Annotated in this window: 17 protein-coding genes; 11 read left to right on the top strand and 6 right to left on the bottom strand. The window is 72.7% G+C overall.

From position 1 onward, the window contains the following. Nucleotides 1–114 precede the first annotated feature (114 nt). Both ACIBJE_RS28050 and ACIBJE_RS28045 read right to left on the bottom strand, forming a co-directional pair. Nucleotides 115–483: a tetratricopeptide repeat protein gene (locus tag ACIBJE_RS28050; RefSeq protein WP_396753275.1), complete on the bottom strand. Its 369-nt coding sequence runs from the start codon at nucleotides 481–483 to the stop codon at nucleotides 115–117. Nucleotides 484–568: 85 nt separating this feature from the next. Further along, nucleotides 569–1,348, bottom strand: a complete 780-nt coding sequence (locus tag ACIBJE_RS28045; RefSeq protein ID WP_396753274.1) for an ROK family protein — start codon at nucleotides 1,346–1,348, stop codon at nucleotides 569–571. A 63-nt stretch (nucleotides 1,349–1,411) separates the two neighbouring features. Between ACIBJE_RS28045 and ACIBJE_RS28040 the strand changes: the two genes are divergently transcribed. The 3 genes from ACIBJE_RS28040 (at nucleotide 1,412) to ACIBJE_RS28030 (ending at nucleotide 4,287) form a co-directional block, all read left to right on the top strand. Beyond that, the gene (locus tag ACIBJE_RS28040) at nucleotides 1,412–3,049 is read left to right on the top strand and encodes an ABC-F family ATP-binding cassette domain-containing protein (protein ID WP_396753273.1); all 1,638 of its coding nucleotides are present in this window, start codon (nucleotides 1,412–1,414) and stop codon (nucleotides 3,047–3,049) included. A 38-nt stretch (nucleotides 3,050–3,087) separates the two neighbouring features. Next, entirely contained in the window at nucleotides 3,088–3,405 is a 318-nt protein-coding gene (locus tag ACIBJE_RS28035; protein ID WP_396753272.1) for a hypothetical protein, read from the top strand. Nucleotides 3,406–3,561: 156 nt separating this feature from the next. Continuing rightward, nucleotides 3,562–4,287: a methyltransferase domain-containing protein gene (locus ACIBJE_RS28030; protein WP_396753271.1), complete on the top strand. Its 726-nt coding sequence runs from the start codon at nucleotides 3,562–3,564 to the stop codon at nucleotides 4,285–4,287. 501 nt (nucleotides 4,288–4,788) lie between these two features. On the opposite strand, the gene ACIBJE_RS28025 is transcribed toward ACIBJE_RS28030, so the two are convergent. Continuing rightward, a complete protein-coding gene (locus tag ACIBJE_RS28025) occupies nucleotides 4,789–5,796 on the bottom strand; it encodes a LacI family DNA-binding transcriptional regulator (RefSeq protein WP_396753270.1) in 1,008 nt (335 codons plus the stop codon). A gap of 147 nt (nucleotides 5,797–5,943) precedes the next feature. Here ACIBJE_RS28025 and ACIBJE_RS28020 point away from each other — a divergent pair, with 147 nt between their 5' ends. From ACIBJE_RS28020 to ACIBJE_RS28000, 5 genes are all read left to right on the top strand, one after another. Then, nucleotides 5,944–7,455, top strand: a complete 1,512-nt coding sequence (locus ACIBJE_RS28020; RefSeq protein ID WP_396753269.1) for an alpha-N-arabinofuranosidase — start codon at nucleotides 5,944–5,946, stop codon at nucleotides 7,453–7,455. A 133-nt stretch (nucleotides 7,456–7,588) separates the two neighbouring features. Beyond that, entirely contained in the window at nucleotides 7,589–8,917 is a 1,329-nt protein-coding gene (locus tag ACIBJE_RS28015) for an ABC transporter substrate-binding protein (protein ID WP_396753268.1), read from the top strand. Between the two features lie 7 nt (nucleotides 8,918–8,924). Then, a complete protein-coding gene (locus ACIBJE_RS28010; protein ID WP_396753267.1) occupies nucleotides 8,925–9,887 on the top strand; it encodes a carbohydrate ABC transporter permease in 963 nt (320 codons plus the stop codon). Between the two features lie 11 nt (nucleotides 9,888–9,898). Then, nucleotides 9,899–10,723, top strand: coding sequence for a carbohydrate ABC transporter permease (locus ACIBJE_RS28005; RefSeq protein ID WP_396753266.1), 825 nt, complete (start codon nucleotides 9,899–9,901; stop codon nucleotides 10,721–10,723). Then, on the top strand, nucleotides 10,720–11,742 hold the full coding sequence (locus ACIBJE_RS28000; protein WP_396753265.1) for a glycoside hydrolase family 43 protein: 1,023 nt from the start codon (nucleotides 10,720–10,722) through the stop codon (nucleotides 11,740–11,742). The genes ACIBJE_RS28005 and ACIBJE_RS28000 overlap by 4 nt, the downstream gene beginning before the upstream one ends. 92 nt (nucleotides 11,743–11,834) lie before the next feature. On the opposite strand, the gene ACIBJE_RS27995 is transcribed toward ACIBJE_RS28000, so the two are convergent. Next, nucleotides 11,835–12,644 carry an amino acid permease gene (locus ACIBJE_RS27995; protein WP_396753264.1) on the bottom strand — a complete coding sequence of 270 codons (810 nt, stop codon included), beginning with the start codon at nucleotides 12,642–12,644 and terminating at the stop codon, nucleotides 11,835–11,837. Nucleotides 12,645–12,973: 329 nt separating this feature from the next. Between ACIBJE_RS27995 and ACIBJE_RS27990 the strand changes: the two genes are divergently transcribed. After that, the gene (locus tag ACIBJE_RS27990) at nucleotides 12,974–14,638 is read left to right on the top strand and encodes a glycoside hydrolase family 10 protein (protein ID WP_396753263.1); all 1,665 of its coding nucleotides are present in this window, start codon (nucleotides 12,974–12,976) and stop codon (nucleotides 14,636–14,638) included. A 189-nt stretch (nucleotides 14,639–14,827) separates the two neighbouring features. Next, entirely contained in the window at nucleotides 14,828–15,367 is a 540-nt protein-coding gene (locus ACIBJE_RS27985; protein WP_396753262.1) for a phospholipase, read from the top strand. Between the two features lie 19 nt (nucleotides 15,368–15,386). Here the strand turns inward: ACIBJE_RS27985 and ACIBJE_RS27980 are convergent, their stop codons facing one another. Both ACIBJE_RS27980 and ACIBJE_RS27975 read right to left on the bottom strand, forming a co-directional pair. Next, nucleotides 15,387–18,131: an ATP-binding protein gene (locus ACIBJE_RS27980; RefSeq protein ID WP_396753261.1), complete on the bottom strand. Its 2,745-nt coding sequence runs from the start codon at nucleotides 18,129–18,131 to the stop codon at nucleotides 15,387–15,389. A gap of 124 nt (nucleotides 18,132–18,255) precedes the next feature. Then, nucleotides 18,256–18,477 carry a zinc ribbon domain-containing protein gene (locus ACIBJE_RS27975; protein ID WP_396753260.1) on the bottom strand — a complete coding sequence of 74 codons (222 nt, stop codon included), beginning with the start codon at nucleotides 18,475–18,477 and terminating at the stop codon, nucleotides 18,256–18,258. Nucleotides 18,478–18,555: 78 nt separating this feature from the next. Here ACIBJE_RS27975 and ACIBJE_RS27970 point away from each other — a divergent pair, with 78 nt between their 5' ends. Beyond that, nucleotides 18,556–20,136 (top strand): lytic murein transglycosylase, encoded by a 1,581-nt coding sequence (locus ACIBJE_RS27970; protein WP_396753259.1) that lies wholly within the window; start codon nucleotides 18,556–18,558, stop codon nucleotides 20,134–20,136. The last annotated feature ends 18 nt before the right edge of the window (nucleotides 20,137–20,154 follow it).

Raw genomic sequence — 20,154 nt, 5'->3', positions numbered from 1 at the left:
CGCCCCCCGGCGGCCGGGGGGGGGGGGGGGCCCCCCCCCGGGGCGGGGGGGGGGCCGGGGGGGGGGCGGGGGGCCGCCCCGCCGGGGGCGGCCCCCCCCCCGGGCCCCGGATGGTCAGCGCGGGCCGCCGACCCGGGTCTCGACCCGTTGCAGGGCCTTGCGGTAGTCGTCGTTCGTCGAGTGCATCGCGGCGGCGATGCGCAGGTGCCGCAGCGCGTCCGCCGGACGGTTGAGCCGCTCGAGCGTCCGGCCCAGCACGTGGTGCGCGTAGTGGTCGCTCGGGTCCTGGTCGACCAGCACCCGGAGCTGCTCCTCGGCCCGGCCGAGCTGGGCCGACTGGAAGTACGCGCGGGCCAGCAGCTGTCGTACCGAGGCGTTGCCGGGCTCGGCCGCCACGATCGGCTCCAACAGCCGGGCCGCTCCGGTCGGGTCCCCGGCCTCGAAGAACATCGTCGCCCGCCGGTACTCCGTCAGAAAGTCCATTCGACCCACCCCCTCGTCTCCCGCCGTCCGGTCCTCGTCCGACGCTCGCACAAACACCGCAGGGGCGGCGAGTGTTCCCGCCCGGTCAGCCGCCCGGACGCCCGTCGACGGAGACCGACGGGGTGAGCTGCCACGCCCGGACCCCACCGACCAGGGCGGCGGTGTTCGGGACGACCACCACGTCCTCGCCCATCCGCGCGAGCTGCTCGGGACGGATCAGTCGGGAGTTGCCACCACCCAGGTAGAGCCGGTCCCAGCGGAACACCGGTCGCAGTCCGTCCACCACCTGCCGGACCCGGCGGGACCAGAAGCCGTCGCCGAGCCGGCGGCGTTCCGGTTCACCGATGTAGGTGTCGTAGGTCATCCCCCAGCGCACCGGGGCCTGGGACAGTTCCAGGTGCGGGGCGAGCACGCCGCCGTCGAAGAGGGCGCAGCCGAGCCCGGTGCCGAGGGTCAGCACCAGCTCGCACCCGCTGCCGGCGACCACTCCGGCACCGTGCACCTCGGCGTCGTTGAGCACCAGCGCCGGCACCCCGAAGGCGTCGGCGAGCGCGGTACGCGCGTCGTACCCTGTCCACGCGGCGAGCAGGGCCGGGTCGACCCGGGAGCGTGGCCCGGACCGGGTGACGTAGTGCGGGGTGGCCACCACCACCCCGTGCCGGAGCATGCCGGGCATGCCCACGGTCAGCCGGTCGGCGGCGGGCAGTCGCCCGGCGAGGTCCAGCAGCGTCCGGACGAAGAGGCTCGGCGGCAGTGGGTACGGCGTGGGCACCCGCAGCGGCCGGGCGCGCATCGTCCCCGCCTCGTCGAGCACCGTGCCCTTGATGCCGCCGCCACCGCAGTCGATCGCCAACGTGGTCACCACGCGCGTCAGTCTGCCTAATCCGCTCGGAGCACGGGGGGCCGGAGGGCTAGGCTTCGCCTTCTGATGAGCGCCACGATGATCGTCAAGGACCTTTCCGCCGGGCACGGCGACCGGCTGCTCTTCGCCGGACTCGACCTGGTGGTGGCTCCCGGGGACGTGGTCGGCCTGGTCGGGGCGAACGGAGCCGGCAAGTCGACGCTGCTGCGTACCCTCGCCGGGTTGCAGCCGGTGGAGGCCGGCAGCGTCGCGCTGAGCCCGCCCACCGCGAACGTCGGCCACCTGCCGCAGGAGCCGGAACGTCGCCCCGGCGAGTCGGTCCGCGACTTCCTGGCCCGCCGGACCGGGGTGACGGCGGCGCAGGCCGCACTGGACGCGGCGACCGAGGCGCTGACCGTCGGGGCGGCCGGTGCCGACGACGCGTACGCCGAGGCGCTGGAGCGGTGGCTCGCCCTCGGCGGTGCCGACCTGGAGGAACGCGCCGGTCAGGTGGCCGCCGACCTGGGGCTCGGCGTCGACCTGGACCACCCGATGACCGGGCTCTCCGGCGGGCAGGCGGCCCGCGCCGGGCTGGCCTCGCTGCTGCTCAGCCGGTACGACGTCTTTCTGCTCGACGAGCCGACCAACGACCTCGACCTGGCCGGGCTGGCGAAGTTGGAGGAGTTCGTCACCGGGCTGCGGGCCGGCACGGTGCTGGTCAGCCACGACCGCGAGTTCCTGACCCGCACGGTCACCCGGATCCTCGAGCTGGACCTGCACCAGCAGCAGGTCAAGCACTACGGCGGTGGCTACGCCGCGTACCTGGAGGAGCGCGAGGTGGCCCGCCGGCACGCCCGCGCCGACTTCGAGGAGTACGCCGATACCCGCGCCGGGCTGGAGGAACGGGCCCGCACCCAGCGGGGCTGGATGGAGAAGGGCGTCCGCAACGCCCGGCGCAAGGCCACCGACAACGACAAGATCGGCCGGAAGTTCCGGTCCGAGTCCTCCGAGAAGCAGGCGGCGAAGGCCAAGCAGACGGAGCGGCTGATCGAGCGGCTGGAGGTGGTCGAGGAGCCGCGCAAGGAGTGGGAGCTGCGGATGGAGATCGCCGCCGCGCCCCGCGCCGGCGCCGTCGTGGCCGCGCTCCGCGACGCCGTGGTACGTCGGGGCAGCTTCACCCTCGGCCCGGTGACCCTCCAGATCGACTGGGCCGACCGGGTGGCGGTGACCGGGGCGAACGGATCGGGCAAGTCCACCCTGCTGGCGGCGCTGCTCGGCCGGGTGCCGCTGGAGTCCGGGCACGCCTCGCTCGGACCGGGAGTGGTGGTCGGCGAGGTCGACCAGGCCCGGGAACTCTTCGTCGGCGACGAGCCGCTGCTGGACGCCTTCCGGGCCGCCGTACCGGAGATGTCACCGGCGGACGCGCGGACCCTGCTGGCCAAGTTCGGCCTGCGCGCCGACCACGTGCTGCGGCCGGCGGCGACCCTCTCCCCCGGCGAGCGGACCCGGGCGGCGCTCGCGCTGCTCCAGGGACGCGGGGTGAACCTGCTGGTGCTGGACGAGCCGACCAACCACCTCGACCTGCCCGCGATCGAGCAGTTGGAGTCCGCGCTGGCCGGCTACCCCGGCACGCTGCTGCTGGTCACGCACGACCGGCGGATGCTGGAGGCGATCGAGACCAACCGCCGGCTGCACGTCGACGACGGACGGATCGCCGAGCTCTGATCCGTGCGTACCGTCCATCGGCGGGTCACAATCGGTTCATGCTGAGGTGGGAGTACGCACTGCTGGTGCGCCGCCGGCAGGCGGTCAGCGACGGCATCGGCTGGGAGGTCACCTTCCACTGGTACGGGCCGGACGGCACCATGGTCGACGTCACGCCGTACGGCGACACCGCGCTGTCCCACCTCAACCGGGCCGGCGACCAGGGGTGGGAGCTGGTGTCGATGAGCGAGGACCCGTCGCTGCCCGGCAACCACGAACTGCACCGCTACCACCTCAAGCGCCCGAAGGCGCAGCTCGCGCCCCGGCAACGGGTACGCGGGGCCGGGCGGAGCGGTCGACGCGGCATCACCGGCTGACCGGGCCGGACGGAGCGGTCGATCCGACATCACCGGCTGACCGGGCCGCCCGCACCGGTCGTCGTGCACGCACCGTCCGGGCACCGGGTCGACCTCTCCGGCAGCCCGCGCATACCGGGCGCGGATGCGGGTAACGGGCGGCGGGAGGTGACCCGCATGGTCGCGCTGGCGCAGGCACCGCCCTCGGCCGACCGGCTGAGGGCGATCGACGTCTTTCTCGCCGAAGCGTGGACGGACCAGGCCCGACACGACGACCGCCTGCGCGACCTGGCGGTCGACGTGAGGTTCGACCGGGGGGTGGCCCACCTGACCGGCGAGGTGCCCACGGCGGCGGACCTGCGCCTGGTCCGGGATCGGGTCGGCCGGCTCGCCGGGGTGTTCGGGGTCTGGTCGCGGGTGGGGTTCGCCGGCCGGGCACCGGTCGTCGTCGACCTGGGCTGCGGCGGCACCAAGCAGTACCCGGGCAACCTCGGACTGGACATCCTCCCCGCCCCCGGTGTGGACGCGGTGGCGGACCTGTCCGGGTCGCTGCCGCTGGCCGACGACTCGGTCGACGTCCTCTTCGCGGTGCACATCCTGGAGCACATGGTCGACTTCCTGCCCCTGGTGGACGAGGCTCACCGGGTGCTCCGGCCGGGCGGCGTCCTGCACGTCATGAGCCCCTGGTGGCGGCACGTGAACGCCGTCGCCGACCCGACCCACGTCCGGCTGCTCGACGTTCAGACGATCAAGGGGATCTGCGGGCAGCGCCCGCCCGGTGCGCCGCGCTGGTATCCACTGCACGTCGGTTGCGACGGAGCGTCGATCTTCGCGGACCTGACGCCGCTCGCCGCCGACGACCCGGGACCCGAGCCGTCCCACCTGGCCCGCTTCTTCGACTGACCGACGGCCCGGCTGCTACCGGGGGCCGGCGCCGAATCGGCGATGTCGGTGCATCCAGAGTTGTGGACACCCCGACACCGCCGAAACGGAGTCGATCTAGGTGAGCTGATACCCCGGAGGACGGGGCCACTGTTCCGCCTCCGGGTCCACCGGCCGGGGCATCACCGACGTCGGGGCAGGCGCCGTCACCGGCTCCGGCGTGGACGCTCTCACCGAGCCCGGGGCAGGTGCCGGCACCGTACCCGGGGCGTGCGACGGGGCTGTGGACGGGCTCGGGGTGACCGAGGATGTCCGGCGGGGTTGCCAGAGCCGACGCACGTGGACACCACACCCCGAACCGTCGGCTCCGGGAACACCCGCTCCCGGACCACCGCCCCGGGGTGCCCGCGCGCTCGGCGCGCCGAGCGCCAGGGCATGCCGGGCGCACCAAGTGAACCGGGTGCCTGGGTGCCTGCAGGGGTCCCCTGCTCGGCAGAAAGCGGTAACAGGGGGCCCCTGCAGTCAGCGGCCGAGGGTGCTCTCGCGGAGTTCGAGGCGGTACGGGGCGGTGACCGTACGAGGCGGAGCGTCCCGGTCGCCCTCGATCCGGCCGACCAGCAGTTCCACCGCGAGCCGGCCGATGCGCTCCTTGTCCGGCGCGATGGTGCTGAGGGTGGGCATCGAGAACCGGCCGTCCTCGATGTCGTCGAAGCCGGCGACCGCGACGTCCTCGGGCGCCCGCAGTCCGTGCTCGTGCAGGGCGCGCAGCGCGCCGAGGGCTAGCGTGTCGTTGAAGCAGAAGACCGCGTCGGGGCGCACCCCGGAGGCGAGCAGGTTCCGCATGGCGGCGGCCCCGTCCGCGCGGTGCCAGACCGGCGCGGGGGCGACTAGGCGCTCGTCGTACCCGAGTCCGGCGTCGGTGAGGGCGGCGCGGTAGCCGGCGAGCCGCAGCCGGGCGCTGGCCCCCTCGACGGTGCGCTGCGCGCCGATCGCGGCGATCCGGCGGCGGCCGAGGCCGGCCAGGTGGGCGGTGATCTGCCGGGAGGCGGTCACGTTGTCGATCATCACGTGGTCGGCCGGCCCGTGGTCGACGCGTTCCCCGAGCAGCACCATCGGGGTGCCGTCCAGGCCGGTCAGGTCCTCGGCGGTGAGCGCCAGCGGACTGAAGATCAGCCCGTCGATGAGGTGGTCGCCGATGCCGCTGGCGGCCGCCCGTTCCTGCTCCCGGCTGCCACCGGTCTGGTCGATCAGCACCGTCCAGCCCTGCCCGGCGGCGGCCACCACGACGTGTCGGGCCAGCTCGGCGAAGTAGGGGATGTCCAGCTCCGGCACCGCGAGGGCGATGACCCCGGTGCGCCCCTTGCGCAGGTTGCGGGCAGAGAGGTTGGGGCGGTAGTTCAGCTCCGCGATCGCCTGCTCGACCCGGGCCCGGGTGGCCGGGCGGACATGCTGGTATCCGTTGACGACATTCGATACCGTCTTCACGGACACCCCGGCCTTCTCGGCCACGTCCTTGAGCCTGTGCCGCACCTCGTCACCCTCCCGACCCCGTTATGCGGGGCACTTTACCGTGCCGCCAGCCCTTTACAACGTTGCCTACAACGTTGTAGAAAGTCGGGCAGAGGAGTGACCGCTGTCACTTCGCAGTCAGGCAGGTGACCAGGAAAGGTGGCCCCCTTGCGGACCGCTCAGATGACGATCGATCCCGCCTTCGCGATCGGCGCGGCCGACCGCCGACTCTTCGGATCGTTCGTCGAGCACATGGGGCGCTGCGTCTACGGGGGCGTCTTCGAGCCCGGCCATCCCGGAGCCGACGCCGACGGGTTCCGGACCGACGTGCTGGAACTCACCCGCGAACTGGGCGTCTCGGTGGTCCGCTACCCCGGCGGCAACTTCGTCTCCGGCTATCGCTGGGAGGACGGGATCGGCCCGGTCGGCGACCGGCCGCGCCGGCTGGACCTGGCCTGGAAGACCATCGAGACCAACGCCTTCGGCCTGGACCAGTTCATGACCTGGGCGGCCCGGGCTCAGGTGGAGCCGATGATGGCGGTCAACCTCGGCACCCGTGGCGTCCAGGAGGCCTGCGACCTGCTGGAGTACACCAACCACCCGGGCGGGACGGCCCTGTCCGACCTGCGCCGCAAGCACGGCGCGGAGCAGCCGTACGGGGTGCGGCTCTGGTGCCTCGGCAACGAGCTGGACGGCCCCTGGCAGGTCGGCCACAAGACCGCCGACGAGTACGGCCGGCTGGCCGCCGAGACCGCCCGCGCGATGAAGCTGGTCGACCCCTCGATCAGCCTGGTCGCCTGCGGCAGCTCCAACCGGGGGATGTCCACCTTCGCCTCCTGGGAGGCGACCGTGCTGGAGCACACCTACGAGCACGTCGACTACATCTCCGCGCACACCTACTACGACCCGTCCGACGGCGATCAGGCCAGCATCCTGGCCTCGGCGGTCGACATGGACAACTTCATCCGCGAGGTGGTCGCCACCGCCGACCACGTGGCGGCCAGGCTGCGCCAGCCGCGCAAGCTCAAGATCTCTTTCGACGAGTGGAACGTCTGGTACCAGTCCCGGCTCCAGGCCGACCTGGACCGGCGCGGCTGGGTGGAGGCCCCGGCGCTGATCGAGGACACCTACACCGCGGTCGACGCGGTGGTCGTCGGCGACCTGTTGGTCACCCTGCTCCGGCACGCCGACCGGGTCGGCGTGGCCTGCCAGGCGCAGCTGGCCAACGTGATCGCGCCGATCCGGACCCGCACCGGTGGTCCGGCCTGGCGGCAGAGCATCTTCCACCCGTTCGCGCTCACCGCCCGGTACGCCCGCGGCACGGTGCTGCGCACCGAACCGGTCGCCCCGACCTACCCCACCGCCCGCTACGGCGACGTGCCGGTCCTCGACACCGTGGCGGTGCACGACGAGGAGCGGGGCGAGCTGGTCGTCTTCGCGGTCAACCGGGGCACCGAGGACCTCGCGCTGGACCTCGACCTGCGCGGCCTGCCCCGACCCTCCGGTCGAGCCCACCTGACCCTCGCCGCCGGGGACGACCCGACGGCGTGCAACACCGAGGCCGAGCCCGACCGGGTCACGCCCCGGGAGACCACCACCCCCACCGTCGACGGCGGCCGGTGCACCGTACGCCTGCCCGCCGTCTCCTGGAACGTGCTGCGTTTCGCCACCCGGCCCTGACCGGCTCCACCGCCTACCCTCTGACCAGCCCCGCCACCGGCCCCGACAGGCTCCACCCCCGTCCCGAACCGGAACCCGGTCCGGGACGGGATTCCGGCCGGACCCGGCGATTCCGTCCCAAGGAGACAACAGCATGATGCGCAACGAGATGAGCCGCCGCCGTCTGCTCAGCCTGGGTGTCGGGCTCGGCACCGCGGCCACGCTCGCCCTGACGGGCTGCGGCGGCGACGACGAGGAGTCCACCACCGCCTCGGGCAACGGCGGCAAGGACTACACCGGCCCGAAGGTCGACCTGAAGCTGTGGAACGGCTTCACCGGCGGCGACGGCGACATCTTCAAGAAGCTGGTCGAGAAGTTCAACGCCGAGCACGACAACATCGCGGTGACGGTCACCACCTACAAGTGGGAGGACTACTACAGCAAGCTTCCCGGCGCGGTCTCCAGCGGTGCCGGGCCGGACATCGCGGTCATGCACATGGACCAGCTCGCCACCTTCGCCGCCCGGGGCGTCATCACCGAGCTGGACGACGTGGCCAAGGCACTGGAGCTGACCGAGGCCGACTTCGCCCCGACGGTCTGGACCGGCGGCCTCTACAACGACAAGCGGTACGGCATCCCGCTGGACATGCACCCGCTCGGCTTCTACTACAACAAGGCCGTCATGCAGAAGGCGGGCCTCGACCCGGAGAAGCCGCCGACCACGCGGGACGACTACACCGCCGCGCTGACCGAGCTCAAGAAGTCCGGCGTCCAGGGCTTCTGGGTCAGCCCGTTCCAGTTCACCGGCGGCATGACCTTCTACTCCCTGCTGCACCAGTGGGGCGGCACCCTCTTCGACGCCGACGCCGCGAAGGCCACCTTCAACTCCGACCCGGCGGTCGAGGCGTGCACCTGGCTGGTCGACATGATCAAGCAGGGGCACTCGCCGGCCAACGTCGGCCAGGACGCCGACTACCTGGCGTTCAAGGCCGGCAAGAACGCCTTCAACTGGAACGGCATCTGGCAGATCAACGACCTGAAGAAGAGTCCCGAGATGCAGTGGGGGGTCGCGCCCCTGCCGCAGATCGGCAGCAAGCCGGCGGCCTGGGGCAACTCGCACAACTTCACCATCGTCAAGCAGCGCAGCACCAACGCCAACAAGGTGGCCGGGGCGAAGGTCTTCATCAACTGGCTGAGCCAGCACTCGCTGGAGTGGGCCGCCGGCGGCCAGGTGCCGGCCCGCAAGGCGGTCCGCGACGATGCCGGCTTCAAGGCGCTCACCGAGGTGAACGCGCTCGCCCCCGAGATCGAGTACGCGGCCTTCCCGCCGGCCGCGCCGGGCATCGGCGAGGTACTGCTCACCTTCTACACCTCGTTCAACGAGGCGGTGCTCGGCAAGAAGTCGCCGAAGCAGGCGCTGGACGACGGCGTGGCCAAGGCCGACAAGCAGCTGGCGGACAACCGCAAGAAGTACGGGAACTGAGGCGGTCGTGGCCGGCATCGGCACGGTCGGGGCGGCGCGCGGCAACGCGCCGCCCCCGGCGGCGCAGCGGGAACGCCGGGTGGCGGGCCGACGCGGGCGGGCCACCACCCCGTACCTCTTCCTCGCGCCGTACCTCGTCCTCTTCCTGGTCTTCGGGCTGGCCCCGATCGTGTTCGGGCTCTGGCTGAGCGTGCACCAGTGGGACCTCCAACTGCCCCACCGGCCCTTCGTCGGGCTGGACAACTACCAGGATCTGTTCTCCAGCGACTCGGCGATCTACGGGGACTGGTGGTCGAGCGTCCGGGCCACCGGCATCTTCACCCTCTTCTCGGTGCCGCTGCTGGTGGTCGTACCGCTCGGGTTGGCGCTGCTGCTCAACGAGAAGTTCCCCGGGCGGACGTTCTTCCGGGCGGTCTACTTCGCCCCGTACGTGCTCGGCGTCGCGGTGATCGGCCTGCTCTGGCGGTTCCTGCTCGACGCCAACCTGGGCCTGGTCAACCGGCTGCTGGGCGCGGTCGGGCTGCCGTCGGACACCCCCTGGGTGACCGACGTGCCGTGGGCCTGGGTCTCCCTGGTCGGGGTGACCGTGTGGTGGACCTCCGGGTTCAACGCGGTGATCTATCTGGCCGGTCTCCAGGACATCCCACCCGAGCTGTACGAGGCGGCGAAGATGGACGGCGCCGGCGCCTGGGACCGGTTCCGCAACGTCACGCTCCCCGGACTGCGCCCGGTCATGCTCTTCGTGCTGACCACGACGATCCTGGCCTCGGCCAACGTCTTCGGCCAGTCCTTCCTGATCACGCAGGGCGCGCCGGGCGAGCAGACCCGCACGGTGGTCTGGCGGATCGTCGACGAGGGGCTGCGGGACAACGACGCGGGTCGGGCCGCCGCGATGAGCATCATCTTCGCGCTCGCCCTCGCCGTGATCAGCATGGTCAACTTCCGGTTCTTCCGGTACCGGGAAGACTGAGGAGGCGAGACGTGCCGACACTCCGCCGCACCGGGCGCTACACCGTCCTGGTGCTCCTGGCCCTGGTGTTCCTCACCCCGTTGCTCTGGATGGTCATCACCTCGCTGAAGACCTACGGGGACGCGCAGAAGATCCCGCCGGACTGGCTGCCGAACCCCTTCTCGGGGTACGGCTACGAGCGCATCCTCACGGACACGCAGAACCCGGTGCTGCGCTGGTTCGTCAACAGCATGCTGGCCGCCACGCTGCACGCGCTGCTGGTGCTCGCGACCGCGTCGATGGCCGCGTACGCCCTGGCCCGGATCAGGTTCCGGGGCCGTACGGTGAGCTTCGCCCTGATCGTGGGGACGCTCTTCATCCCACCCACCTCGCTGATCATCCCGAACTTCGTGATCGCCGACCGGCTCGGCTGGCTGGACACCCTCACCGTGCTGGTGGTGCCGGGCGCGGCCAGCGCGTTCGGGGTGTTCTTCCTCCGGCAGTTCTTCCTCTCCATCCCGGCGGAGCTGGAGGAGGCCGCCGTCCTGGACGGGGCGAACCACTGGCAGATCTTCGTCAAGGTGCTGCTGCCGCTGTCGAAGCCGGCCCTGGCCACCCTGGCGGTGCTGTCGTTCCTCACCAACTGGAACGACTTCCTCTGGCCGGTCTACGTGCTGTTCAGCCCGGAGAACCTCACCGTCCCGGCGGGCCTGGGCCTGCTCCAGGGCGCGTACGTCACCGACTATCCGGTGATCATGGCCGGTGCGGTGCTGGCCAGCGTGCCGGTGCTGATCCTCTTCGTCCTGGCCCAGCGGCACATCATCCAGGGCGTGTCGCGCAGTGGACTGAAGGGGTGACCACCCACCCGTCCCGGCGACGCAGCGCGGCGCCGGCCCTGCTGGCCGCCGCCGCGCTGCTCCTCGCCGGCTGCACCGCGCCCGACGAACCGACCGCCACGACCACGGGATCCGACATGTTCACCAATCCGGTCATCGCCACCGACTCCCCCGATCCGCACGCGATCCGGGCCGGCGGCACCTGGTACCTCTTCCACACCAACGCCGACGGCCGCAACGTCCCCGTCCACACCTCGCCCGACCTGGTGGACTGGACGCCGGCCGGGGACGCCCTGCCGGAGCTGCCGGCCTGGGCCGACCCGGGGAAGACCTGGGCCCCGGAGGCGATCGAACTGGCCCCGGACCGGTTCGTCCTCTACTACACCGTCGCCGGGCGGTCCTCCGGTCGGCAGTGCGTCGGGCGGGCGGTCGCCACCGCGCCGCAGGGCCCGTACCGGGACGAGTCGTCCGGGCCGCTGATCTGCCAGGCGGAACTGGGCGGCGCGATCGACGCCAGCCCGTTCCGGGACACCGACGGCAGCCTGTGGCTGCTCTGGAAGAACGACGGCAACGCCGTCGGCCAGGACACCTGGCTCTGGTCGCAGCGCCTCTCCGAGGACGGGCTGGAGCTGGTCGGCGAGCCGGCGAAGCTGCTCAAGCAGACCGAGCCGTGGGAGGGCCACCTGATCGAGGGGCCGTTCTTCTGGCGGCGGGACGGAAAACTCTACCTCTTCTTCGCCGCCAACGCCTACGACCGGGCCGAATACGCCGAGGGGTACGCGGTCTGCGAGAGCCCCACCGGCCCCTGCGTCAAGGCACCGGAGAACCCGATCCTGCGGAGCAACGCGGCGGCCTCCGGCCCCGGCCACGCCTCGATGGTCGAGTCCGACGGGCGGACCTGGCTGCTCTACCACGCCTGGCCGCCCGGACAGGAGGGTTCCGTCGCCCCCGGTCGACAGACCTGGCTGGACGAGGTCGTCTGGCGCGACGGCCGCCCCGTCGTCAAGGGCCCCACCGCCACCGCCCAACCCCGCCCGTAGCCGCACCGCGCTCAGAGGGGGTAGGAGGGGTCCCCTGTTACCGCTTTTTGCGTAACAGGGGACCCCGGCAACCACCCCACCCGGAGCAGGAGTTACGGCTGGGCGAGGCGGTTACGGCGGCGGCCGTAGAAGAGGTAGATAAGGAAGCCGAGCAGCATCCAGGCCAGGAACCGCAGCCAGGTCTCCACCGACAGGTTGAGCATCAGGTAGAGGCAGGCCAGCGCCGAGACGATCGGCAGCACCGGCGAGAACGGCACGGTGAACGGCCGCTCCAGTTCGGGCCGGGTCCGGCGCAGGATCGGCACCGCCAGGGACACCAGCACGAAGGCGCAGAGCGCGCCGATGCTGACCATGTCGGCCAGGGCCGCCAGCGGCAGGAAGCCGGCGAGCAGCGCGACCAGCACGGTCATCATCGCCGTGATCCGGTACGGGGTGCCCCAGCGCGGGTGCACCTTCGCCACGGCGGGCGGGATCAGCCCGTCCCGGGCGACGGCGAAGCCGATCCGGCCCATGGCCACCAGTTGGACCAGGATCACGCTGGTCAGGCCGGCGACGGCGGCGATGGAGACGAGGATCGCCGCCCAGCCGGCCCCGACCGACTCGAAGGCTGCGGCGATCGGGGCACCCCGGTCGATCTCGGTGTACGGGACCATGCCGACCACCACCAGCGAGACCCCGATGTAGAGCACGGCGACGATCACGAAGACGCAGATGGCGACCTTGACGAGGACGAGCAGGTTGGTGACCCGGGCCGACTCCCGGATGCCGACGATGGCCACCACGCCGAGGAGCAGCACGATGGCGATGGCCCCGACGTTGACCACGCTCCCCTCCTCGCCGAACCAGGCGGCCGGGAGGTTGAACAGTTCGGCGAGGTAGCCGGACCAGCCCCGGGCGACCACCGCCGAGCCGAGGGCGAACTCCAGCAGCAGGGTTTGGTACGCAGCACGGGCACCGCGTTCACCCCTCCCACCGTGCGACCACCACCGTGGCGGCCGGTGACCGCTGCTGCTACCCCGACACCCGACCGGCGAACCGCCACGTCGCGTACCAACGCGGTAACAACGGGTCGAGTCGGCGACCGGGCGGGCGGCGGATCTCCGGTGGGGTCTTGCGTCGGACGGCCGGTTGTGAAAATTTCCTTCTGACGGTGTATTGCCGGCGACGAATCTTGCCGACCAGCCGCCGTCCGCTCCCCTGCCAGCCGAGCCCCAACGAAGGGACGCACCTGATGAAGGCACCTCGGCTCAGAGCCGCCGGGCTGGCCGTCGCGCTGCTCGGCGCGCTCGTCGCCGCGACGCCCGCGCAAGCCGCCCCGGCCACCGACGCCAACACCACCATCGCCGCCGCCGACTGCACCACCGACCCGGCCACCCCCAAGCGCCAGTTCCGGGCGATGTGGATCGCGTCGGTGACCAACATCGACTGGCCCACCAAGACGTCCTGGACCGCACCGGACCGGATCGCCGCCCAGCAGGCCGAGTACCTGCGCTGGCTCGACCTCGCCGAGCGGCTCAACCACAACGCGGTGGTCGTCCAGATCCGGCCGACCGCCGACGCGTTCTGGCCGTCGCCGCACGAGCCGTGGTCGGAGTACCTGACCGGGGTGCGCGGGCAGGACCCGGGCTGGGACCCGTTGGCCTTCCTGGTCGCCGAGTCGCACAAGCGGAACCTGGAGTTCCACGCCTGGTTCAACCCGTACCGGATCTCGATGCCGGCCCCCGGCGGCGCGGGCGCGGACATCGACCAGCTCGCCCCGAACCACCCGGCCCGACAGCACCCGGAGTGGACCTTCGCGTACCCGCCGGCCGGCGTCGCCGGCAGCCGGCTCTACTACAACCCCGGCATCCCGGCGGTCCGCGAGTTCGTCCAGACCGCGATGATGGACGCGGTCAAGCGGTACGACATCGACGGCGTGCACTTCGACGACTACTTCTACCCGTACCCGAGCGGCACCCACCAGGTGCCGGACGACGCGACGTTCGCCGAGCACAACCGGGGCATCGCCGACAAGGCCGACTGGCGGCGGGACAACATCAACCTGCTGGTCAAGGAGATGGGCGAGAAGGTCAAGGCGGCCAAGCCGTGGGTGAAGTTCGGGGTCAGCCCGTTCGGCATCTGGCGGAACAAGTCGGTCGACCCGCTCGGCTCGGACACCACCGGCAGCCAGTCGTACGACATCATCTCCGCCGACACCCGCAAGTGGGTCAAGGAGGAGTGGGTCGACTACGTCGTGCCGCAGCTCTACTGGTACATCGGCCAGTACCCGGCGGCCGACTACGCCCGGCTGGTGCCGTGGTGGGCCGAGACGGTGCGCGGCACGAAGGTGCAGCTCTACATCGGCCAGGCCGACTACAAGAGCGGTGACCCGGCGTACGGCTCGTTCTGGATGAACCCGCGCGAGCTGTCCGACCACCTGACGCTCAACCGGTCGTACCCGGAGGTGCTCGGCAACGTGCACTTCTCGGCCGTGCAGGTGCGGGCGAACCGGCTCGGCGCGACCGACATCTACGCGCAGGACCACTACTCGAAGCCCGCGCTGGTGCCGACCATGCCGCACCTGAAGGCGAAGCCGCTGCTCTTCCCGGTGGTGACCGGCGCGAAGCGGACCGCCGACGGGGTGAAGCTGACCTGGCGGCAGCCGGCGGACGGCGTCGGCCCGCTCGGGAAGGCGACCTCGTACGCGATCTACCGGCTGGACGGCCGGCAGCAGCCCGGTCGCTGCGACCTGGCGGACGCGACGCACCTGGTCGACACCGTGCGGGCGACCCCGGGCGCGGTGCAGTCCTGGGTGGACCCGACCGCCGAGGCGGGTAAGTCCTACACCTACCTGGTGACCGCGCTGGACCGGCTGTACAACGAGAGCCCGGCCAGCCCGGTGCGCTTCGTGCGCTGACCTGACGAGCACCGGATGCCCCGGGGTGGATCGTTCACCCCGGGGCATTCGTCGGTTTCTGAGCATGGCGGCAATTTTGAGCGAGACGACACCGGAAATCCATCAAGATCGATGAAAACTGTTCTCCACCTGGTAACCCGCCGGTGACACCATTCCGGCGCTCACCCCCACCCCCGGAGGAGAAATCCGATGCACCGTCGCCTCACCACCCTGCTCGCCGCCAGCGCGTTCGCGCTGCTCACCCTTCTCGGGGTCGCCTCGCCGGCCGCCGCGGTCACCCGTGACCAGAAGCTGTCGGTGATGTACAGCTGGACGCAGACCAGCGCCAGCAGCTACAACGCCTGGAACTCGGCCCGGCTGAACCAGGGCGCCTGGTCGGCGTACGCCTTCAACTGGTCGACCGACTACTGCTCGTCCAGCCCGGACAACCCGCTCGGGTTCACGTTCAACGTGTCCTGCTACCGGCACGACTTCGGTTACCGCAACCACAAGGCGATGGGCGTCTTCACCAGCGGCAACAAGGCCCGCATCGACAGCGCCTTCTACGAGGACCTCAAGCGCGTCTGCGCCACGTACAACAGCACCGTCCGCCCGGCCTGCACCAGCCTGGCCTGGACGTACTACCAGGCGGTCCGGGCCTTCGGCTCGCGGTCGGCGGTCAGCCAGGCCGACCTGGACCGGGCGGCGAAGATGAAGGCCGACGCCGAGCGGGCCGCCGCCCGGCGCTGACCCGCGCGGCGACCGACGCTCACCAGCTCGACGTGAACCGGGGGGAGGCGGGGGACAGGTCCGGGTGCTCCACCGCCAGGGCCAGCGCCGCCGCCTCCTCCAGTCCCAACTCCGTGCCGGAGGCGTAGGCGGCGTCGAACGCCGCGTCGCCCAGCCGCCGACGGGCCTCCGTCTGCCACCGCAGCCAGTACGCCCCGAACAGGCCCGGTGTGAACCGCATCCGGGCCCGGGTCGCCTGGGTCGCGCCGAAGAGCCGGGCGGCGGTGAGCGGATCGCCCCCGTCGACACAGCGCACCGCGAGCGCGTTCACCGTGTCGCAGGCCCGCCCGTGGTAGCCGTGGCTCATCCGGGAGCGGAGCGCCACCTGGAGGTGCTCGTGCGCGGCGACCAGGTCCCGCCGGGCCAGCGCCACCATGCCCAGCAGCATGTCCACCGAGCGCTGCCCCCGCTCCACCGGCCGGGTCGCCTCCACCGACCGGGCCGCGCCGAGCAGCTCCGCCGCCTCGTCCAGCGCCCCGCGCCGCCACAGCAGCTCGGCCAGACTGTAGACGGCGAGCAGCCCGTCGGCGGCCACCCCCCGCTCCCGCGCCCAGTCGATGACCTCCCGGCAGACCTGCTCCGCCTCGACGAACTGCCCCATGTCGACCAGGGGCGCGGCCCGGCCGGCGAGCACCCGGGCCAGCAGGCCGGCGTCCCCGGCCTGCCGGGCCGCCGCCTCGGCCCGCTGGGCGAAGCGCAGCTCCTCGGCGAACTCGCCGTCCGCCCCGGCGTGCAGCGAGTGCATGTGGTACGCCGCCGCCAGCTCCGCCTCGGGGATCCGCTCACCGGTCTCGGCGATCCGCCCGTAGAGCCGGAACAGCCAGAGCCGACCCTCCCGGGCCAGCCCCCGCTCCCGCCACCACAGGTCCAGGCCGCCGGCCAGGAGCAGCCCGTCCCGGGCCCGTCCCCCGGTGGTCGACCAGCGCAGCGCGGCCCGCAGCTCACCGGCGAGCGGGTCGAGCGAGTAGAGCGACAGGGTCACCGGCTGCCCGTCCGGACCGAGGTACGCCCGCCGCAGCACGTGCTGCGACCAGGCCACGTGCCGGTCCCGGGCGACCTGCTCCTCGCCGGCCGCCGCCAGCCGGCGGGCCGCGTACGCCCGGATCGGGTCGAGCATCCGGTACGTGCAGCCCGACGCGCTCGGCTCGGCCAGGATCATCGACTTGTCCACCAGCACCGAGAGGGAACCGAGCGGGTCCTCGTCGAGCAGCCACTCCACCGCCGCCAGGTCGACCGGGCCGGCGAAGACCGCCAGCCAGCGCAGCAACCGGGCCGACCGGGGGCCGAGCGTCCGGTACGACCAGGTCACGGTGGCCTGCATGGTGGCGTGCCGTTCCACCGTCGACCGGCTGCCGTCCCCGGGCAGCCCGTCGGCGGTCCGGAGTTCCACGGTGTCCTCCTGCCCGCCCGACCAGGGCCGGGGCGCGTCCGGCTCGTCCCGTCCGGCGTCCAGGGCACCGAGCACGTCGGCCAGGCGCTCGGCGAGCTGCCCCGCCGAGAGCACCCGCAGCCGGGCTGCGGCCAGCTCGATCGCCAGCGGGAGACCGTCCAGCCGGTGCACCACCCGGCGCAGATCGACGACCTCGGCCGGGCCGGGACGCCGTCCGCCCCGGGCGGCCGTGGTCCGGTCGAGCAGCAGGGCGACGGCGTCGCTCTCACCGCCGCCCGGTGACGGGTCGATCGACAGCGGCGGGATCCGCCACACCACCTCGCCGGGAAGGTTGAACGACTCCCGGCTGGTGGCGAGCACCCGCACGCCCCGCGCGCCGGTCAGCAGCCGTGAGATCACCTCGGCGATGGCGGCCGGTTGGGCGTCGCAGGTGTCCAGCACGACCAGCGTGCGGCGGGTGGCCGCGTACTCGACGAGGGTGTCCATGATCGGGCGGCCCGGCTCCGGCCGCAGACCGAAGGCGGCGGCGACCGCGAACGGCACGAGCCCCGGGTCGGTGACCGTGGCGACGTCGACGAACCACACCCCGTCCGGGTACGCCTCGACCAGCCCGGCGCACACCTCCACGGCGAGCCGGGTCTTGCCCGCGCCGCCCGCGCCGACGACGGTGACCAGCCGGTGCCCCGCCACCAGCCGCCGCAGCTCGGCCCGCTCCGCCTCCCGCCCGACGAACGAGGTGACCCGGGTGGGCAGGTTGTGTGGCGGGGCGTCAGCGGTACGCGGGCGCGGGAACTCCCGCTCCAGGCCGGGGGCGAGAACCTGGAACAGCCGTTCCCGGTCGTCGAAACCGCGCAGCCGGTGCAGCCCGAGGTCGAGCAGGGACGCCCCGGCGGGCAGCGGCTCGGCGTGCCGCACCGTCGACGCCGAACAGAGCACCTGGCCACCGTGGGCGGCGGCGGCGATCCGGGCCGCCCGGTGCACCTCCGGGCTGGCGTACTCGCCGTCGCGCGGTTCCGCGTACCCGGTGTGCAGCCCCATCCGGACCCGGGGGGCCGCCTCCGGGGTGGGCCAGTCGTGACCGGCCAGCGCCCGCTGCGCGGCCAGGCAGGCGGCGACCGCCGCGGCGGCGTCGGCGAAGGCGATGAAGAACGAGTCGCCCTCGGTGAGCAGCTCCGCGCCGTCGGCCGCGACCAGGGTGTGGCGCAGCAGGCGACGGTGTTCGTGCAGCACCGGTCGGTAACCGGCACCGAGCATCCGGGCCAGGCGCGTCGAGCCCTCGATGTCGGTGAACAGGAAGGTCACCCAACCGCTCGGGAGGCGGATCCGTGGCGACATGCGTGGAACCTCCGCCCCTGACGTCGCCGCCATGCTGCCCTATGTCGAAACCGTCACGCATCGTGAGAACGGCCGGACGGATTCGACCGCAAGGTACCGCAACCGACCGACGTGGGCGCGGGAATCAGCAGCCGCAACCGCCGCCGCAGCAGCCACCGCCGGCCGGGGCGGACCCTCCGCCGACCGGTCCGGCACCACCCCGGCCGGTCACCGCGACCGTGGAGAGGAGCTTGACGGTGTCGGCGTGGCCCTGCGGGCAGGAGGCCGGCGCACCAGCCTGCGCCATCGGCCGGTTGACCTCGAAGGTGGCGCCACAGGCGCGGCAGCGGAACTCGTACCGGGGCATGGCAACAAGGGTACGACCGGTCCTGACGTCGGCGCTGACATGGGTAATACTCGACGGGTGGTGGACGGAGAGGACAGCGTGCGGAGTCGGCCCCTGCGTCCGGCCGCGCCGCCCGACGGGCCGCTCACCGCGTCGGGCGCCGCCCCCGAATCCGTGCCGCGCACCGCCGACGTGGTGCCACAGCCCCGGACGCCGGTGCCGCCGGAGGCGCTCCGGCCGAGCGTCCCGGCACCGGCCGACTCCCCACCGGCCGACTCCCCGCCGGCCGACTCCCCGCCGGCCGACTCCCCACCGGCCGTCAGCGCACCGGTCGTCAGCGCACCGGCGGAGAACACCCCCGCCACGACCACCGCCGACCCGGCGGACGGCGCCACCCGCGCCGGAGACACGCCGGCCGACCCCGGTGCCACATCGGACGGCACACCCGGCGACACCGCAGCCGCCCCGGCAGGGAGCGCCGAGCCGGCGGCCGTCGAACCGGCCGCCACCGCAGCCGGCCCGCAGAGCAGCCCGGACCCGACGGGCGACCCCGGAGCGGAGTCGGGCGCGGCCGTCAGCGCCGGCCCCGAGGCCAAGACCGGCCCCGAGACGAAGACCGAACCCGGAACGAAGACCGAACCCGGGGCCAAGAGCGCATCAGGGGCCGGGACCGAAGCCGACCCGAAGGACGGGACCGAAGCCGACCCGAAGGACGGGTCCGACGCCGGCAAGGACGGGTCGGACGCGAAGGACGGGCGGGCCGCGCGACGCCGCTACCGGGTACCGTTCGCGCACGCCGTACGCCTGCCACCCCGGCAGGCCGCGGCCGGCGCGGTCCGGGTGACCCGGGACTGGTCGAGACGCCCCAGCGGCCGGTTCGCCCTCTCCGGGGTCTTCCTGCTCGCCCTGGTCTCCGCCACGGCGGCGGCCGGTGCGCTGCTGGTGCCGGCGACCGCCCCCGCGCCGCGCCCGGTCGCCGAGAGCGGCAGCCCCGACGCGTCCGGCGGACCGACCACCGTGCCGACCTTCCCCGGTGGGGTCGTGCCGCCCGGGACCCCGCTGCCGGGCGGGGTCACTCCCGGTGGCGTCGCCCCGTTGCCGACCGGCCGCCCGGCCGACGCGCTCGCCGACTGGGCCCGGGTCACCGGCGAGAAGGTCGGTGTCCCGCAGGTGGCCATGCAGGCGTACGGCTACGCCGAGCTGGTGCTCGCCCAGACCACCCCCAACTGCGCGCTGAGCTGGACCACCCTCGCCGCGATCGGGCACGTGGAGTCGGGGCACGGCGCGGCCAACGGCGCGAAGCTGCTGCCGGACGGGCAGGCGCTGCCGGAGATCATCGGTCTTCCGCTCGACGGCAACGGCAATCGCATGCGGATCCTCGACACCGACCGGGGCCGCCTCGACAGGGACCTCGTCTACGACCGGGCGGTCGGCCCGATGCAGTTCATCCCGACCACCTGGGAGGAGATCGGCGCGGACGCGGACAACGACGGCGTGAAGAATCCCCACGACCTGGACGACGCCGCGCTCGCCGCCGGGAACTACCTCTGCAAGGGCGGCCGGAGGATGACCGTCCCCGGCGACTGGTGGGGGGCGATCCTGTCCTACAACGACGTCCGCCAGTACGCACAGGACGTGTTCGACAAGGCCAACGAGTACGGCCGGACGAGTCGCGGCTGATCCGACGCATCCAAGCCG

The organism is Micromonospora sp. NPDC050187, from assembly GCF_044459745.1.
In the GTDB taxonomy this organism is placed as follows: domain Bacteria; phylum Actinomycetota; class Actinomycetes; order Mycobacteriales; family Micromonosporaceae; genus Micromonospora.
The sequence above is the reverse complement of the archived record's forward strand: the minus strand, read 5'-3'. Positions and strand labels throughout refer to the sequence as shown.

Coding starts and splice junctions, on each gene's coding strand:
- ACIBJE_RS28040 (WP_396753273.1), top strand. CDS start 1,412: ATGAGCGCCACGATGATCGTCAAGGACCTTTCCGCCGGGCACGGCGAC.
- ACIBJE_RS28030 (WP_396753271.1), top strand. CDS start 3,562: ATGGTCGCGCTGGCGCAGGCACCGCCCTCGGCCGACCGGCTGAGGGCG.
- ACIBJE_RS28035 (WP_396753272.1), top strand. CDS start 3,088: ATGCTGAGGTGGGAGTACGCACTGCTGGTGCGCCGCCGGCAGGCGGTC.
- ACIBJE_RS28015 (WP_396753268.1), top strand. CDS start 7,589: ATGATGCGCAACGAGATGAGCCGCCGCCGTCTGCTCAGCCTGGGTGTC.
- ACIBJE_RS27990 (WP_396753263.1), top strand. CDS start 12,974: ATGAAGGCACCTCGGCTCAGAGCCGCCGGGCTGGCCGTCGCGCTGCTC.
- ACIBJE_RS28050 (WP_396753275.1), bottom strand. CDS start 483: ATGGACTTTCTGACGGAGTACCGGCGGGCGACGATGTTCTTCGAGGCC.
- ACIBJE_RS27975 (WP_396753260.1), bottom strand. CDS start 18,477: ATGCCCCGGTACGAGTTCCGCTGCCGCGCCTGTGGCGCCACCTTCGAG.
- ACIBJE_RS27980 (WP_396753261.1), bottom strand. CDS start 18,131: ATGTCGCCACGGATCCGCCTCCCGAGCGGTTGGGTGACCTTCCTGTTC.
- ACIBJE_RS27985 (WP_396753262.1), top strand. CDS start 14,828: ATGCACCGTCGCCTCACCACCCTGCTCGCCGCCAGCGCGTTCGCGCTG.